This window comes from Olsenella sp. kh2p3, from assembly GCA_900119625.1.
In the GTDB taxonomy this organism is placed as follows: Bacteria; Actinomycetota; Coriobacteriia; order Coriobacteriales; family Atopobiaceae; genus Tractidigestivibacter.
Map to the genome: position 1 here is coordinate 431,949 of FPKD01000001.1, position 13,736 is coordinate 445,684.

The following is a 13,736-nucleotide window of genomic DNA, read 5'->3' on the forward strand; positions in this document are numbered from 1 at the left end:
TTCCTTTCCCTCGGTGTAATGCCTGCCTGGGGCGCATCTCTGGTGCGATGCTTTTTGCGTGCTGCCCATGTGGCGCCTGTGGGCTTCGCCGCCACAGATGTGGTGCCTGTCCGATGACGGCGTTCTTGCTTACAAACTATAACGCCATCCAAACAAAAAGTATGGAAAAGGTGGTGGGCGGGTCACAGGCGGCGCGGACGGCAGCGCGGACCGCACGACGCGGGCAACACAGGCAGCAGGTCAAGCGAGCCACTACTTCCCCGCCTCGCGCGAGCGCGTCTGATCGTAGGCAAAGACCCACCAGCGCAGCTCCTCGGGCTGGCCCACCGCCGGAACGGCGCTGCGCCGCTCGAGGTAGAGCTCCGTCTCGTGCCCGCCAAAGCGCACGTGGTAGCAGGCCTGCCGTCGCCCGCGTGCCTCGGCGCCAAACGTACCTTCCTCCGTTACCTCGTCTATTGCAAAGCTCCTCCCATCCTTCCAGACGACCGCAACGGGCTCCAGGGAGCCGTCACGCCCAAAGCGCGCGATGACATCCACGTACTCGCGGTGCACACGACGCCGCGTCCCGTCTGTGAGCGTTCGATATTCCATGACCCGAGAGTAGAACATGTGTTCCCTCTCGACAAGCGAACGAGTAGTGAATTCTCCGAGCGGAACACGCTTATTTGTGTCGCGCTGCCGCCGTATAACCGTGTGTGGGATAGAACATGTGTTCTTAGATGGAATGGAGGAGCCATGGCATCAGACGCACGCACACCAGAGAAGACCTATCTGGCAATCGACCTCAAGTCGTTTTACGCAAGCGTGGAATGCGCCGACAGGGGCCTGGACCCCTTCGCCACGGACCTTGTGGTGGCAGACCCAACGCGCAGTCCCAACACTATCTGCCTGGCCATAACCCCTGCGCTCAAGGCCAAGGGGGTCAAGAATCGCTGCCGCGTACGTGAGATACCCCAAGGCATCCCCTACATCACCGCCATGCCCAGGATGCACCGCTACATGGAGGTCTCCGCGCAGGTGTACGCCATCTACTTGCGCTACGTGTCCAGTCAGGACGCCTGGCCGTACAGCGTGGACGAGGCCTTTCTCGATGTGACGCCCTACCAGGCGCTCTATGGCTCCAACGCACGGGCGCTCGCAAAGCGCATTATCGCCACGGTACGAGAGGAGACGGGCGTCTCGGCAACGGCGGGCATAGGCCCCAACATGTTTCTCTGCAAGGTGGCGCTCGACCTCATGGCCAAACACGCCGCAGATGGCATAGGACAGCTGGACGAGAAGACCTTCCGCCGCGACGTGTGGTTCCACCGTCCCATCACGGACATCTGGGGCATAGGGCCCGGCATTGCGCGCAGACTTGCGCGGGCGGGCGTCTACGACCTTGCGGGCATCTGCGCCACGGACCCAACGTGGCTGCATGGGGAGTTTGGCCGCAACGCCGAGTGGCTCATCGACCACGCCTGGGGACTCGAGCCCTGCACCATCGCGGACGCTCGCGGGTACGTGCCCAAGGCGCGCTCGCTTTCCAACGGCCAGGTGCTCATGCGCGACTACGGCTTTGGCGAGGCACGCGTGGTGCTGCGCGAGATGGCCTGGCAGAGCTGTCTTGACTTGCGGCAGCAGGCACTCGCGTGCGACACGGTGGGGCTCTACGTGGGCTACTCGGGTCAGGCAGAGCTCTTTGGGCACGGCGGTGGGCAGAGGGCCCTTGGACACCAGACCGCCGGCGAGCGAGAGGTGACAGACGCACTTCTCGCGCTCTACGACCAGACGGTTGCGCGCGATGTGCCCATTCGCCGCGTGTGTCTATGGCTGGGCGGCGTTGTCCCGGCGGCCGTAGCGGTTCCCACGCTCTTCGATAACCCCGCGGCGGACGCGCGGGAGGCAAGGCTGGCCGGCGCCGTGACCCGTGCGCGGCGGCGCTTTGGGCCCAACACTGTGCTCTCTGGCACGAGTCTGCTTCCCGCCGCCAATGCCCGTGAACGCAACCTGCAGATCGGGGGCCACCGTGCGTGAGGACGTGCGCCAAGAGATCGGCCGGCTACCTTTGGCATCCTCGTGGCCAGACATAGGCGAGCGCGAGCAGGAGCGCAGGGAAGCGGTGCTTAGGGGCATTGTCCAGCGCATTGTTGAGGACGGGCCGCGCCGTGCCATGGCCTCCCCCGAGCGGGGGCGCCAGTTCATCCCGTTTGCCGCCCTCCGTGGCTACGACGAGATGCTCGAGGAGGTGGAGCTCCGCGCCGCCGGCGCCGGAGGGAGCGCCTCAGCAGCCGCGGCGGAGAGAAACGCGCCTCCGGCGCAGAAATGACGCCCGAAGGCCCATCTCGTACGGAATTGCGTCGGCAGCCCACGCTCCGGCGCCATTTTCTCGCCGAAGGGTGAGTTTCCGCAGAAAGCGCAAGGAAGAAAAGGCCTCCGGGAGAGGCGCTGGATCATTAGCCAGCATCTAGCAGCTTGTCGGCAAGGGCTGCACGAGCATACGCGCTCGTGCTCATTCCGGCGCTTTTGGCTTTCTGTTCCACGGCACGCTTCATTCCTATGGGAACCTTGACCGAAATGGTGGCAGTCCCCTCGGTCGAAAGTGGCGGCCGCCCGTGCACGACGGCACCCGCGCTGTGCTCCCCCTCGGGAAACTCACCACGCTCGTAGGAAGAGCACCACCGATCGATCATTTCCTCGGTGATCTCCTGCCCGTTTGCCGCAATCCACTTCCTACTCATCGCAACCTCCTTTCAACCGTTTCAATCTCTTTTGCAAACTTCTTTTGCACTGGAGTGTTGGCATGTATCACGAGCCAGCCAGAAACAGTCTCAACCGCAACTAGCTCAACGTCTCTGCCGTCAGGCAACCAGCCAACCATGAGCCATCTTGGGGGCTCCTCGGGACTCTCACGCATGATGCACTTTGTCACCGAGCCCCATGCCTCGATGACCTCTTCGCGGTTCAAGTGCTTCAGGGCATTCGGATGAATCTCGGGCAGCATGGGGCACCTTTCGTCATACCGATAGTGTATCCAATTAGAGTTACAGAAATTGCCTCTCAGCCCGTGGTACCAAAGACTCAACACCGCTACCTCAACACCGCCAATGGGTCCAGCGCGTTATTGAGGCCGGACCGCGCCGCCGACGCCGGAGGGGGCATCTCAGCACAGCCACAGAGAGAAACGCGCCTCCGGGGCAGAAATGACGCCGAAAGGCCCATCTCGTACGTGATCCCGTCGGTAACCCACGCTCCGGCGCCATTTTTCTCGCCCGAAGGCGGGTTTTCGCACCTCCGGCCGCATCGCCAGCGGAGGCGCCCACCAACCCCAACGCAGCGTACACATCGGCAACGTATACTGTCTTCTTGGCTTATTCGCCGCGAGGTACCTTGTCACAAGACCCGAAAGGAAACCCATGAGCGAAGCAAAAGACCCAAAGAACACCTGCGTGCTCGTCACCGGCGGCGCCGGCTTCATTGGCAGCCACACGGTGGTGGAGCTCCTTCAGGACGGCTACAAGGTAGTCATTGTCGACGACCTCTCCAACGCGTCGGAGAAGGTCATCGGTCGCATCAAGACCATCGTGGGCGACGCCGCTGCCGCCAACCTCACCTTCTACCGCGCCGACGTCAACGACCGCGAGGCCATGAACGCCGTCTTTGACGAGAACCACATCGACCGCGTGATCCACTTCGCCGGCTTCAAGGCGGTGGGCGAGTCCGTGAGCAAGCCCATCGAGTACTACACCAACAACCTGGGCAACACCCTCACGCTCGTGGACGTGATGCGCAACCACGGCTGCAAGGACATCATCTTCTCCAGCTCTGCCACGGTCTACGGCGACCCGGACAAACTCCCCCTCACCGAGGAGAGCCCCAAGAAGCCCGCGACCAACCCATACGGCTGGACCAAGTGGATGATCGAGCAAATCCTGACCGACCTCCACACCGCAGACCCAGAGTGGAACGTCGTGCTTCTCCGCTACTTCAACCCCATCGGCGCGCACCCATCGGGACTCATGGGCGAGGACCCCAAGGGCATTCCCAACAACCTCCTGCCCTACGTCGCGCAGGTTGCCATCGGCAAGCGCGAGTGCGTGCACGTCTTTGGCGATGACTACAACACCCCAGACGGCACCGGCGTCCGCGACTACATCCACGTCTGCGACCTTGCCACCGGCCATGCCGCGGCTCTCAACTGGATGAACGGCCGCACCGGAGTGGAGATCTTCAACCTCGGCACCGGCAAGGGCACCTCGGTCCTCGAGATCATCAAGGCCTTCTCGCGCGCCTGCGGCAAGGACCTCCCCTACCAGATCGACCCGCGCCGTCCCGGCGACGTCGACGCCAACTACGCCGACTGCTCCAAGGCCAAGCGCGAGATGGGCTGGGAGGCCAAGTACACGATCGACGACATGTGCCGCGACTCCTGGAACTGGCAGTGCAAGAACCCCAACGGCTACGAGGGCTAGCCATGGCAGCAGGCAGTGCCACAGACACGGGCAACGGGGGCAGGCTCTTCGCGGAATACCTCGCCGAGAAGCGCCCCGCCATCGAGGCGTACCTCGTCGGACACGCGCCCGCACCCCTGTCCGACGAGACGCACGCGGGCGATGACCTTTCGCGTTACCTTTACGACCCATTTGCGCGCTTCACGCGCTCGGGCGGCAAGCGCACGCGTCCCGCGCTGGTGCTGCTTGGCTGCGAGGCCGTTGGCGGAGACGCCTCGTGCGCCCTCTCGGCCGCGGCCGCAATAGAGGACTTCCAGTCCGCAGCCCTCATCCACGACGACATCGCCGACGAGGGCGAGATGCGCCGTGGGCAGCCCTGCGTGCACCGCACCGAAGGCGTTGGCGTGGCCATCAACGTTGGTGACCTCGGCATCGTTCGCACCTTCGGGGGCGTGCTCGAGGACGAATCGCTCGACGGCACAACCAAGCTGCGCGTGCTCGAGGAGATTGCGCAGATGGAGCAGCGCACCGTCGAGGGTCAGGCGCTCGACCTCGGCTGGGCGCGCGACGAGCGTTGGGACGTCACCACGGGTGACTACCTCACGATGGCCACGCACAAGACCGCGTTCTACTCCGCCGCCTCGCCGCTCTCCATTGGCGCCATCTGCGGTGGCGGAACGGACGCACAGGTGGAGGCGCTTGGCTCCTTTGGCATAGACGCAGGTCTCGCCTTCCAGCTGCAGGACGACCTCCTCAACCTCGTTGGCGACGCCGAGGCCCAGGGCAAGGACTTCCGGAGCGACATCACCGAGGGCAAGCGCACCATGATCGTGTGCTGGGCGCTCGAGCATCTTACAGGCGCCAAGAGGGACGAGCTTCTCGGCATCCTCTCGTCGCACGCAACGGACACGTTGGCGCTAGCCCGCGCGGTAGAGCTCATGGAGGGCGCGGGGGCCATCGACGCAGTGCGCAGCTACGCCCATGGGCTCGCGCGCAGCGCAAAGGCCAGCCTCAAGGGCGTCGAGCTCGCAGGAGACGCACACGCTGTTCTCGAATCTATGGCAGACTTCTTTGTGGAACGCAGGGGCTAGTCCGGATGCTGCCTCACGCCCACGATATCGAGGGGAACTAGGGTATGGAACCAATTCGCGAAGGCGCGTCGGGCGCCGCCGTGGAGGACATCCAGGAGCGCCTGGGCTCGCTGGGATACAAGATCGACGAGAAGGAAACTGCCGAGAAGACCTTTGGCCATTCGACAGCCACCGCCGTCGCGCGCTTTAGACTCGACCACGGTCTGTCGCTGGGCGACGTCATTGATACTGCTACCTGGGCCGCATTGGTGGACGAGTGCTACCAGCTTGGTGACCGCACGCTCTACCTGCGCCTCCCAAACTTCCATGGCAACGACGTGCGCCAGCTTCAGGAGCGCCTCAACGTCCTGGGCTTCTCCTGCGGCGCGGTCGATGGCCAGTACGGCGCCCACACCGAGGCCGCGGTCAAGCAGTTTCAGGAGAGCGTTGGCCTTTTGGCAGACGGCATGGCCTTCCCCGACACCTTTGATGCCATCGACCGCCTGAAGCACGTGTGGGGCGGCAACCCCGCTGCTGGCCCACACCCGCAGGGCGGCATGGGCTTTGCCCGCGCCGCAGGCGTGCTCGAGGTCGTGAAGCTCTGCATCACCGGCGACGACCCCATCTCGAGAAACGTAGCGGGCCGCATCTGGAACCTGGCAAGCGCCACGACAAACGCCTCGGGCCTCGAGCTTGTGGACTCCGCGGAGTCCGACGCCTGCAAGGGCGCGCAGGCCGTGCTCGTGCTCTCGGCCGCTCCGCTGCCGGAAGGCAACAACACCTCTAACGTGGTGATGGATGACGTCGACACGCTGCCGCTGCGCCTGCGCACAGCCGTCGAGAGCTCGCGCGAGACCGTGCCCGTGGTGCGCATCGAGCTGCCCGTCGGCCCCAACTTCGAGGGCACCTTCACCATCAGCGACGCACAGACCTACGCCGTGCTGCTGCTCGACGCCATCTGCGCCGCGTTCGAGGGAATGTGAGACAAAGGGAGTTTCCCTTTGTCTCATGGCACAGCCCAAATAACGACGGCCCCGAAGCAACTTCGCTTCGGGGCCGCTTTTATGAGACAAAGGGAAACTCCCTTTGTCTCATTACAGGTGCCAGATGTCCTCGTTGTACTGGCGGATGGTGCGGTCGGACGAGAAGGCACCCGCCTTCGCAATGTTCACCAGCGACTTCTTGCGCCAGGCATCGCGGTTCTCGTAGTCGGCAAGCACCTGCTCCTTCTTCTGGATGTACTCCTCGATGTCGAGAAGCGCCATGAACCAGTCCTTCCAGGCCATGTCGTCGTGCAGGCGATGCAGGCGCTCTGCGTTGCCAAGCGCGAGGAAGGCAGGGTTGGTGATGAAGTCCACCAGAAGCTTCACGCCGGGGCGCAGGTAGTGCGCGTGCGCGTCGTAGGCGTGTTCGGCGTACAGGCGCTCGACCTCCTTGGAGGAGGCGCCAAAGGTGTAGATGTTCTCGTTGCCCACAAGGTCGGCGATCTCGACGTTGGCGCCATCAAGCGTGCAGAGGGTCACGGCACCGTTGAGCATGAACTTCATGTTTGAGGTACCCGATGCCTCCTTGGAGGCAAGCGAAATCTGCTCGGAGATGTCGGCGGCGGGAATCACGCGCTCGGCAGCGCTCACGTTGTAGTTCTCGATCATGACCACCTGCAGGTGGGGCGAGACAACCGGATCTGCCGCAATCCAGCGGGAAAGTAGCAGGATGAGGTGGATGATGTCCTGCGCGATGGTGTAGGCAGGCGCCGCCTTGCCGCCAAAGATGATGGTGAGCGGACGCGCGGGAATGTTGCCGTTCTTGATGTCGAGGTACTTCCAGATGATATAGAGCGCAAGCATCTGCTGGCGCTTGTACTCATGGATGCGCTTCACCTGCACGTCGATAATGGCGTCCTCGGGAATACGCACGCTCTGCGTCTCCCACAGAAACTCGCGCATGCCGGCCTTGGCCTCAGACTTTGCGTCATCCAGGCGGGCAAGGACCTTCTCGTCGTCCTTGAAGGCGAGAAGCCCGGAGAGGTCGCAGGAGGTGCGCCAGTCGGTGCCCAGGACGTCGTCGAGCACTCCCGAGAGCGCCGGGTTGGCGTCCATGATCCAGCGGCGGAAGGTGATGCCGTTGGTCTTGTTGGAGAACTTCTCGGGATAGAGCTCATAGAACGGGTGAAGCTCGGTCTCCTCGAGGATCTTGGTGTGCAGCGTGGCCACGCCGTTGATCGAGAAGCCGTAGTGGATGGCCATGTGTGCCATGTGCACCACGCCGTCGCGCACGATGGCCACGGCGTCGTTGCTGCCATTCTCGGCACGCTCGAGCTCATCCAGCTTGACCACGATCTCCGCGATGCGCGGGGCAACGGTCTTCAAGCTCTCAAGCGGCCACTTCTCGAGCGCCTCGGCAAGGATCGTGTGGTTGGTGTAGGCCACCATGCGGCGCACCACCGAGACGGCCTCGTCGAACTCGAAGCCGTGAACGTCCACGAGCAGGCGCACAAGCTCGGGGATGACCATTGAGGGGTGCGTGTCGTTGATCTGCACCACGGCGTAGTCGGGCAGGTCGTGCAGGTTGGAGCCGCGCTCGACGGCCTCGTCGAGGATGAGCTGGGCCGCATTGGAGACCATGAAGTACTCCTGGTACACGCGGAGCAGGCGGCCGGCGTCATCGGAGTCGTCAGGGTAGAGGAAGAGCGTGAGGTTCTTGGCGAGCTCGCCCTTGTCGAAGTCGATGGAGTTGACCGGCACCAGCGAGTCGTCGACGCTCTCGAGGTCAAAGAGGCGCAGGCGGTTCTTGGTGGTGCGGCCATAGCCCAAGACGTCAATGTCGTACAGGCGCGACTTCACCGTAAAGCCGCCGAACTCGACGGTGTAGGCCTTCTCGTCCCTCACGAGCCAGTCCTGGCGGTCCAGCCAGCCATCGGGCTCCGCAGCCTGCTGCAGGTCAACAAAGCGCTGGTGGAAGAGGCCGTAGTGGTAGTTCAGGCCCACGCCGTCGCCGGGAAGCCCAAGCGTTGCGATGGAGTCCAGGAAGCACGCGGCAAGGCGGCCCAGGCCACCGTTGCCCAGGGACGGCTCGACCTCGCGCTCCTCGACGACACCCAGGTCGTGGCCGGCGGCAGCGAGCTGCGCCTTAACGTCGTCGTACACGCCGAGCTCGATGAGGTTGTTGGTGAGCAGACGGCCAATGAGGAACTCGGCCGAGAGGTAGTACAGGCGGCGCTTGCCCTCGTTGAGGGGCATGGCCGCCGCATGCTCGCGGACGATGTCCTCGAGCATGGTGCAGATAGTGGTGTCGTCGAGCTCGGCAAGCGGACGGCCAAACTTCTCCTGGGAACGTGCCTCAAGTTCGATCTTCATGCGTTGCGATACCTCCAAGTGTCGCGGTGACATGGCAGAGCGGGCGGTGGCCATGCGGCATCCCGCACTCCCCTATTCGGGAAGCTCGGGTTCCTTCGTGCCGGGGACCCGGTAGTAGGTGGTGGTCAGGTCAGAGAGCTCTGCCTCGACCTCGGGCGTCACAGCGTCGGGCAGCATGCGCCAGCGCCAGTTCTTCCCCACGGTCGAGGGGGTGTTGGTACGAGCGGAGTTATCCAGCCCGAGAAGATCCTGCATGCGGAAGATGCAGGTGTCGCTCACCGAGGCGGCAATGGCGCGGTTGCAGCCCTGCGCCACGGTCTCACCGGGCCCAAGGGCCAGGTAGCGCATGGTCTTCTCGCGCACGTCGGGCGTGGCGGTGTCCTTGAACCAGCCCATGGCAGTCTCGTTGTCGTGTGTGCCCACGTAGGCCACGGTGTTGGCAACGTAGTGGTGCGGAAGGTCGAGGGAATCGCCCTCGGAGTCAAAGCCAAACTGCAGGATCTTCATGCCGGGGAAGCCCGTGTGCTCGCGCATGGCTATGACCTCTGGCGTCATGAAGCCCAGGTCCTCAGCAATGATGGGCAGCTCGCCCAGATGCTCGGCGACGGCATCAAAGACGTCGCTGCCGGGACCCTTGGCCCAGCGCCCAAAGCTCGAGTCAGGCGCGCCAAAGGGCACGGACCAGTAGGACTCGAAGCCGCGGAAGTGGTCGATGCGCAGGATGTCGTAGAGCTCGAGGCTAGCGCGCAGGCGCTCGACCCACCAGGCAAAGCCGTTCTCGGCCATGCCCGCCCAGTCGTAGATGGGGTTGCCCCAGTACTGACCGGTCGAGGAGAACTGGTCGGGCGGGGTACCGGCCACGCACGTGGGGTTGCCCGTGGCGTCCACGCGGAAGAGCTCCGGAGTGGCCCACATCTCCACGGAGTCGCGCGAGACGTAGATGGGGATGTCTCCAATGATAAGGACGCCGCGCTCGTTGGCGTAGTCCTTCAGGCTCTTCCAGTGACGATAGAAGAAGTACTGCGTCATCTGGTGGTAGCGCATGCGCTCGGGGTGCTTGGCGCAGAGCGCTGCGCTCGCCTTGCCGCGGCTGCGGTACTGCTGCGGCCACTCGTAGTACGCCTTGAGGCCAAACTCCTCCTTGACGGTCATGAACTCGCAGTAAGGCTCGAGCCAGGAGCCGTTCGCCTCGCAGAACTCCTCGAAGTCCTCGGGCGGCGCCGCCGAGAAGCTCGGGAGCGCACGCTCGAGCAGCGCCCTGTGACCGCGGAAGAGCGTGCCGTAGTCGACGTTCTCTGGGTCGTCTCCAAAGGGCAAGACAACGAGGTCCTGCTCGGTGAGGTAGCCAAGGCGAACGAGATCCTGGATGTCTATGAAGTACGGATTCCCCGCAAAGGCGGAGAAGGACTGGTAGGGCGAGTCGCCAAAGCTCGTGGTGGTGAGGGGTAGCACCTGCCAGTAGCGCTGGTGGGTGCGAGCAAGGAAGTCCACGAAGTCATACGCCTCGCGACCAAAGGTGCCAATGCCCACAATACCCGGAAGCGACGAGACGGGCATGAGAACGCCGCTTGCTCTCTCCATGTTTCTCTCCTTCTCTCGTTCTGCGCTCACGCGCAGGCCGTCATCGATATCGCTCCCGCAAAAGGGCCCCGACCCGTCCGAGAAAGCGGGCCGGGGCCGCACCAAGCCGATGTCGCGGGAGGGAGGGAAGGCTACGGCTTGATGATGTTCTTACCGGACGCCTTGTCAAAGAAGTGGACAGCGTTCGGCTCGAACTTGAAGGAGATGGGTGCGCCGTCGGCGAAGGACCTGCCCAGGGCGCCGTCGAAGTCGATGGTGGGGATGACAAGGACGAAGTCATAGCCCTCGACGCTCGCGTGCACGTGGACCGTCGAGCCCATGAGCTCGGAGACGTCGATGGTGCCGGAGATTGCGCCCGGCTCGTCCGCGTTGGCAAGCTGGATCTGCTCGGGGCGCACGCCTGCGGTGACGTCAAGCGAGGTGACACCGGCAGCTTCGAGGTCCTTGCCCGTCTCGGGAGAGATGGCAATCTTGGAGTCGAGCGCGTTGAGCACGTAGCCCGAGGCGGTCTTCTCGAGGTGGCCATCGAAGAAGTTCATCTGCGGCACGCCGATGAAGCCGGCCACGAAGAGGTTGGCGGGCTCGTTGAAGACCTCCTGCGGGGTGCCCACCTGCTGCACCACGCCGTCCTTCATGATCACGATGCGGTCACCAAGGGTCATGGCCTCGGTCTGGTCGTGCGTGACGTAGACGAAGGTGGCGTTGATGCGCTTGCGGAGCTTGATGATCTCGGCGCGCATCTGGTTGCGGAGCTTGGCGTCCAGGTTGGAGAGGGGCTCGTCCATGAGGAGCACCTTGGGGTCACGCACGATGGCGCGGCCGATGGCGACACGCTGGCGCTGGCCACCGGAGAGGGCTTTGGGCTTACGGTCAAGGTACTGGGTGATGCCCAGGGTCTCTGCCGCCTGGCGGACCTTCTGGTCGATCTGGTCCTCGGGGACCTTGCGGAGCTTCAGCGGGAAGGCCATATTGTCGTACACAGTCATGTGAGGATACAGGGCGTAGCTCTGGAAGACCATGGCAATGTCGCGGTCCTTGGGGGCCACCTCGTTCATGACCTTGCCGTCGATGGCGAGCTCGCCGCCGGAGATGCTCTCGAGGCCGGCGATCATGCGCAGCGTCGTGGACTTGCCGCAGCCGGAGGGGCCAACGAGGACGACAAACTCGCGGTCTGCGATGTCGAGGTTGAAGTCCTCGACCGCCACGACGCCTTCGTCGGTGACCTTGAGGTTGCTCTTTTTCTTCTCGGGCTCCGCGGCCTTCTTGCCAAGGCGGTGCTTCTTGGTCTTCTCGATGTTCGGATAGATCTTCGTGATGTGCTTCAGGCTGACTTCTGCCATGGTTCTCGGATTCCTTCCATTGGTTGCAGCCGGGGCCCGCGCCCCCGTGGTGAGCTGCGTGTCTTCGAGGAGGTCCCCCTCCGCGGGACCGGGGAGGCCCCGCGGAGAGAGTGGGAAAGAGGGGACGAACTCAGACGAGCCTGGGTCTTTGGCCTAGCCCTTGACGGCGCCGGCCGCAACGCCCTTGATGATGTACTTCTGGCAGGAGAGGTAGAAGACGATGACGGGGATGATGGCCATGAGGATGATTGCCATGGTCGCACCGAGGTCGACCGTTCCATAGCTGCCCTTGAGGTACTGGATCTGAATGGGGATCGTGCGGTACTGGTTGATGTCCAGGACCAGGTACGGCAGGAGGTAGTCGTTCCAGACCCACATGATCTCGAGGATGCCGACGGAGATGAGCGTGGGCTTGAGCATGGGGAGCACCACCAGGAAGAAGGTGCGCACCGGGCCGCAGCCGTCGATTGCGGCGGCCTCCTCGATCTCCAGCGGGATTGACTTCACGAAGCCGACGAACATGAAGATGGCGAGGCCGGCACCAAAGCCAAGGTAGACGATGGGAATGGTGAACGGGGTGTTGAGCTTCAGGGTGTCAGCCGTCTTGGAGAGCGTGAACATGACCATCTGGAAGGGCACGACCATCGAGAAGATGCAGAGCGTGTAGATGACCTTGCAGAACTTGGAGTTCACGCGGGCGATGTACCACGCCGCCATCGAGCAGCAGATGAGGATCAGCGCCGTGGAGAGCACGGTGATGAGGGCGCTGTAGCCAAACGCGCTCCAGAACGGGTAGTTGCCGAAGGTCATGCCGGTGATGAAGTTGGACCACCCGGCGAAGCTCTCCTCGGTGGGGAGGGCGAAGGTCTCGGTCTTGACGAAGGTGTTCAGCTTGAAGGAGTTGACCGCCACGCACACGACCGGCAGGACCCAGACGATGCAGATGATGGTGAAGACGATGGTCAGGATCTTCTTGTGACGCGCCTCGGATGCGAGCGCCTGTGGCTGGTTTGCCATTACTGCTGCACCTCCCTCTTACGGGTGTACGAGAGCTGCGCGAGTCCCATGGCAGCGACAAGGACGAAGAATATGACTGCCTTCGCCTGGGCGACGCCTCGCGACGCGCCGGTACCCGAGTAGAACGTGTTGTAGATGTTCAGGGCCATCATCTCGGTCGTGTTGATGGTCTTGCCGTCGGCGAGCTGCTCGTACGGCAGGCCGCCAGTAAGCGCGAGGTTCTGGTCGAAGAGCTTGAAGCCGTTGGTGAGCGAGAGGAACGTGCAGATCGTGATCGAGGGCATCACGTTGGGGATGATCACCTTGAAGAGGGTCTGCGCCTTGGTCGCGCCGTCGATCTTGGCGGCCTCGATCATGTCCTCGGGGACAGCCTGGATGCCGGCGATGTAGATGATCATCATGTAGCCGATCTGCTGCCAGCACATGAGGATGATCAGGCCCCAGAAGCCGTACTTGGTCTCGAGGACCACCGAGGTGCCGTACTGCTGGAGGATGCCGTCGAAGATCATCGACCAGATGTAGCCGAGGACGATGCCGCCGATCAGGTTTGGCGCGAAGAAGATCGTGCGGAAGATGTTCGAGCCCTTGATGCCCTGCGTGAGCGCGTAGGCCACGGCAAACGCGATCACGTTGATGAGGACGAGGCACACGATGGCGGTCAGTGCCGTGTACCAGAAGGAGTGCTGGAAGGACTCGTCCGCGAAGGCGGAGGCATAGTTGGAAAGGCCAATGAACTTAGCGCTCGAAATGGTCTTGAATTTGCAGAAGGAAAGGTAGATGCCCTGGATGAACGGCCAAACGAAGCCGATGGTGAAGGCGGCCGTCACGGGCAGGAGGAAGAGCCACCAGAAGTGTCTCGTTGACTTTATCTGGGAGCTCTGCTTGATGGCTTTGCTTTTCATGCTTTTCCACTCCCGCGTGAGAAAAGAACGGGGGCCAGGC

13 protein-coding genes are annotated in these 13,736 nt (G+C 63.2%); 5 read left to right on the forward strand and 8 right to left on the reverse strand.

Going from position 1 to position 13,736, the window contains the following annotated elements; translation table 11 throughout:
• Positions 1–252 precede the first annotated feature (252 nt).
• Complete coding sequence (locus BT122_RS01900) at positions 253–609, reverse strand: hypothetical protein (protein WP_072354368.1); 357 nt, start codon at positions 607–609, stop codon at positions 253–255.
• Positions 610–735: 126 nt separating this feature from the next.
• On the opposite strand from BT122_RS01900, the gene BT122_RS01905 reads away from it, so the two are divergent.
• Together BT122_RS01905 and BT122_RS01910 are read left to right on the forward strand one after the other, a co-directional pair.
• The gene (locus BT122_RS01905; RefSeq protein ID WP_072354369.1) at positions 736–2,016 is read left to right on the forward strand and encodes a Y-family DNA polymerase; all 1,281 of its coding nucleotides are present in this window, start codon (positions 736–738) and stop codon (positions 2,014–2,016) included.
• The gene (locus BT122_RS01910) at positions 2,009–2,308 is read left to right on the forward strand and encodes a hypothetical protein (RefSeq protein WP_072354370.1); all 300 of its coding nucleotides are present in this window, start codon (positions 2,009–2,011) and stop codon (positions 2,306–2,308) included. The genes BT122_RS01905 and BT122_RS01910 overlap by 8 nt, the downstream gene beginning before the upstream one ends.
• A gap of 127 nt (positions 2,309–2,435) precedes the next feature.
• On the opposite strand, the gene BT122_RS01915 is transcribed toward BT122_RS01910, so the two are convergent.
• Together BT122_RS01915 and BT122_RS01920 are read right to left on the reverse strand one after the other, a co-directional pair.
• Positions 2,436–2,720, reverse strand: coding sequence for a hypothetical protein (locus BT122_RS01915; RefSeq protein WP_072354371.1), 285 nt, complete (start codon positions 2,718–2,720; stop codon positions 2,436–2,438).
• On the reverse strand, positions 2,717–2,983 hold the full coding sequence (locus BT122_RS01920; RefSeq protein WP_072354372.1) for a hypothetical protein: 267 nt from the start codon (positions 2,981–2,983) through the stop codon (positions 2,717–2,719). The genes BT122_RS01915 and BT122_RS01920 overlap by 4 nt, the downstream gene beginning before the upstream one ends.
• A gap of 412 nt (positions 2,984–3,395) precedes the next feature.
• Here BT122_RS01920 and galE point away from each other — a divergent pair, with 412 nt between their 5' ends.
• The 3 genes from galE to BT122_RS01935 are packed head-to-tail and all read left to right on the forward strand — an operon-like array spanning position 3,396 to position 6,483.
• Complete coding sequence (gene galE, locus BT122_RS01925) at positions 3,396–4,451, forward strand: UDP-glucose 4-epimerase GalE (protein WP_059053024.1); 1,056 nt, start codon at positions 3,396–3,398, stop codon at positions 4,449–4,451.
• A gap of 2 nt (positions 4,452–4,453) precedes the next feature.
• Positions 4,454–5,521, forward strand: a complete 1,068-nt coding sequence (locus BT122_RS01930; protein WP_072354373.1) for a polyprenyl synthetase family protein — start codon at positions 4,454–4,456, stop codon at positions 5,519–5,521.
• A gap of 44 nt (positions 5,522–5,565) precedes the next feature.
• Positions 5,566–6,483, forward strand: coding sequence for a peptidoglycan-binding domain-containing protein (locus tag BT122_RS01935; RefSeq protein ID WP_072354374.1), 918 nt, complete (start codon positions 5,566–5,568; stop codon positions 6,481–6,483).
• A gap of 111 nt (positions 6,484–6,594) precedes the next feature.
• On the opposite strand, the gene glgP is transcribed toward BT122_RS01935, so the two are convergent.
• The 5 genes from glgP to BT122_RS01960 all read right to left on the reverse strand — a co-directional run bounded on the left by glgP (position 6,595) and on the right by BT122_RS01960 (position 13,696).
• Positions 6,595–8,856, reverse strand: a complete 2,262-nt coding sequence (glgP, locus tag BT122_RS01940) for a glycogen/starch/alpha-glucan family phosphorylase (protein WP_072354375.1) — start codon at positions 8,854–8,856, stop codon at positions 6,595–6,597.
• A gap of 72 nt (positions 8,857–8,928) precedes the next feature.
• Positions 8,929–10,437: a 4-alpha-glucanotransferase gene (gene malQ / locus BT122_RS01945; protein WP_072354376.1), complete on the reverse strand. Its 1,509-nt coding sequence runs from the start codon at positions 10,435–10,437 to the stop codon at positions 8,929–8,931.
• A 131-nt stretch (positions 10,438–10,568) separates the two neighbouring features.
• Positions 10,569–11,777: an ABC transporter ATP-binding protein gene (locus tag BT122_RS01950; protein ID WP_072354377.1), complete on the reverse strand. Its 1,209-nt coding sequence runs from the start codon at positions 11,775–11,777 to the stop codon at positions 10,569–10,571.
• A gap of 153 nt (positions 11,778–11,930) precedes the next feature.
• Entirely contained in the window at positions 11,931–12,794 is an 864-nt protein-coding gene (locus BT122_RS01955; protein WP_072354378.1) for a carbohydrate ABC transporter permease, read from the reverse strand.
• Positions 12,794–13,696 (reverse strand): carbohydrate ABC transporter permease, encoded by a 903-nt coding sequence (locus BT122_RS01960; protein ID WP_072354379.1) that lies wholly within the window; start codon positions 13,694–13,696, stop codon positions 12,794–12,796. The genes BT122_RS01955 and BT122_RS01960 overlap by 1 nt, the downstream gene beginning before the upstream one ends.
• Between the last annotated feature and the right edge of the window lie 40 nt (positions 13,697–13,736).

Coding starts and splice junctions, on each gene's coding strand:
- BT122_RS01920 (WP_072354372.1), bottom strand. CDS start 2,983: ATGCTGCCCGAGATTCATCCGAATGCCCTGAAGCACTTGAACCGCGAA.
- BT122_RS01915 (WP_072354371.1), bottom strand. CDS start 2,720: ATGAGTAGGAAGTGGATTGCGGCAAACGGGCAGGAGATCACCGAGGAA.
- BT122_RS01900 (WP_072354368.1), bottom strand. CDS start 609: ATGTTCTACTCTCGGGTCATGGAATATCGAACGCTCACAGACGGGACG.
- BT122_RS01935 (WP_072354374.1), top strand. CDS start 5,566: ATGGAACCAATTCGCGAAGGCGCGTCGGGCGCCGCCGTGGAGGACATC.
- BT122_RS01930 (WP_072354373.1), top strand. CDS start 4,454: ATGGCAGCAGGCAGTGCCACAGACACGGGCAACGGGGGCAGGCTCTTC.
- galE (WP_059053024.1), top strand. CDS start 3,396: ATGAGCGAAGCAAAAGACCCAAAGAACACCTGCGTGCTCGTCACCGGC.
- BT122_RS01950 (WP_072354377.1), bottom strand. CDS start 11,777: ATGGCAGAAGTCAGCCTGAAGCACATCACGAAGATCTATCCGAACATC.
- BT122_RS01960 (WP_072354379.1), bottom strand. CDS start 13,696: ATGAAAAGCAAAGCCATCAAGCAGAGCTCCCAGATAAAGTCAACGAGA.
- malQ (WP_072354376.1), bottom strand. CDS start 10,437: ATGGAGAGAGCAAGCGGCGTTCTCATGCCCGTCTCGTCGCTTCCGGGT.
- glgP (WP_072354375.1), bottom strand. CDS start 8,856: ATGAAGATCGAACTTGAGGCACGTTCCCAGGAGAAGTTTGGCCGTCCG.
- BT122_RS01955 (WP_072354378.1), bottom strand. CDS start 12,794: ATGGCAAACCAGCCACAGGCGCTCGCATCCGAGGCGCGTCACAAGAAG.
- BT122_RS01905 (WP_072354369.1), top strand. CDS start 736: ATGGCATCAGACGCACGCACACCAGAGAAGACCTATCTGGCAATCGAC.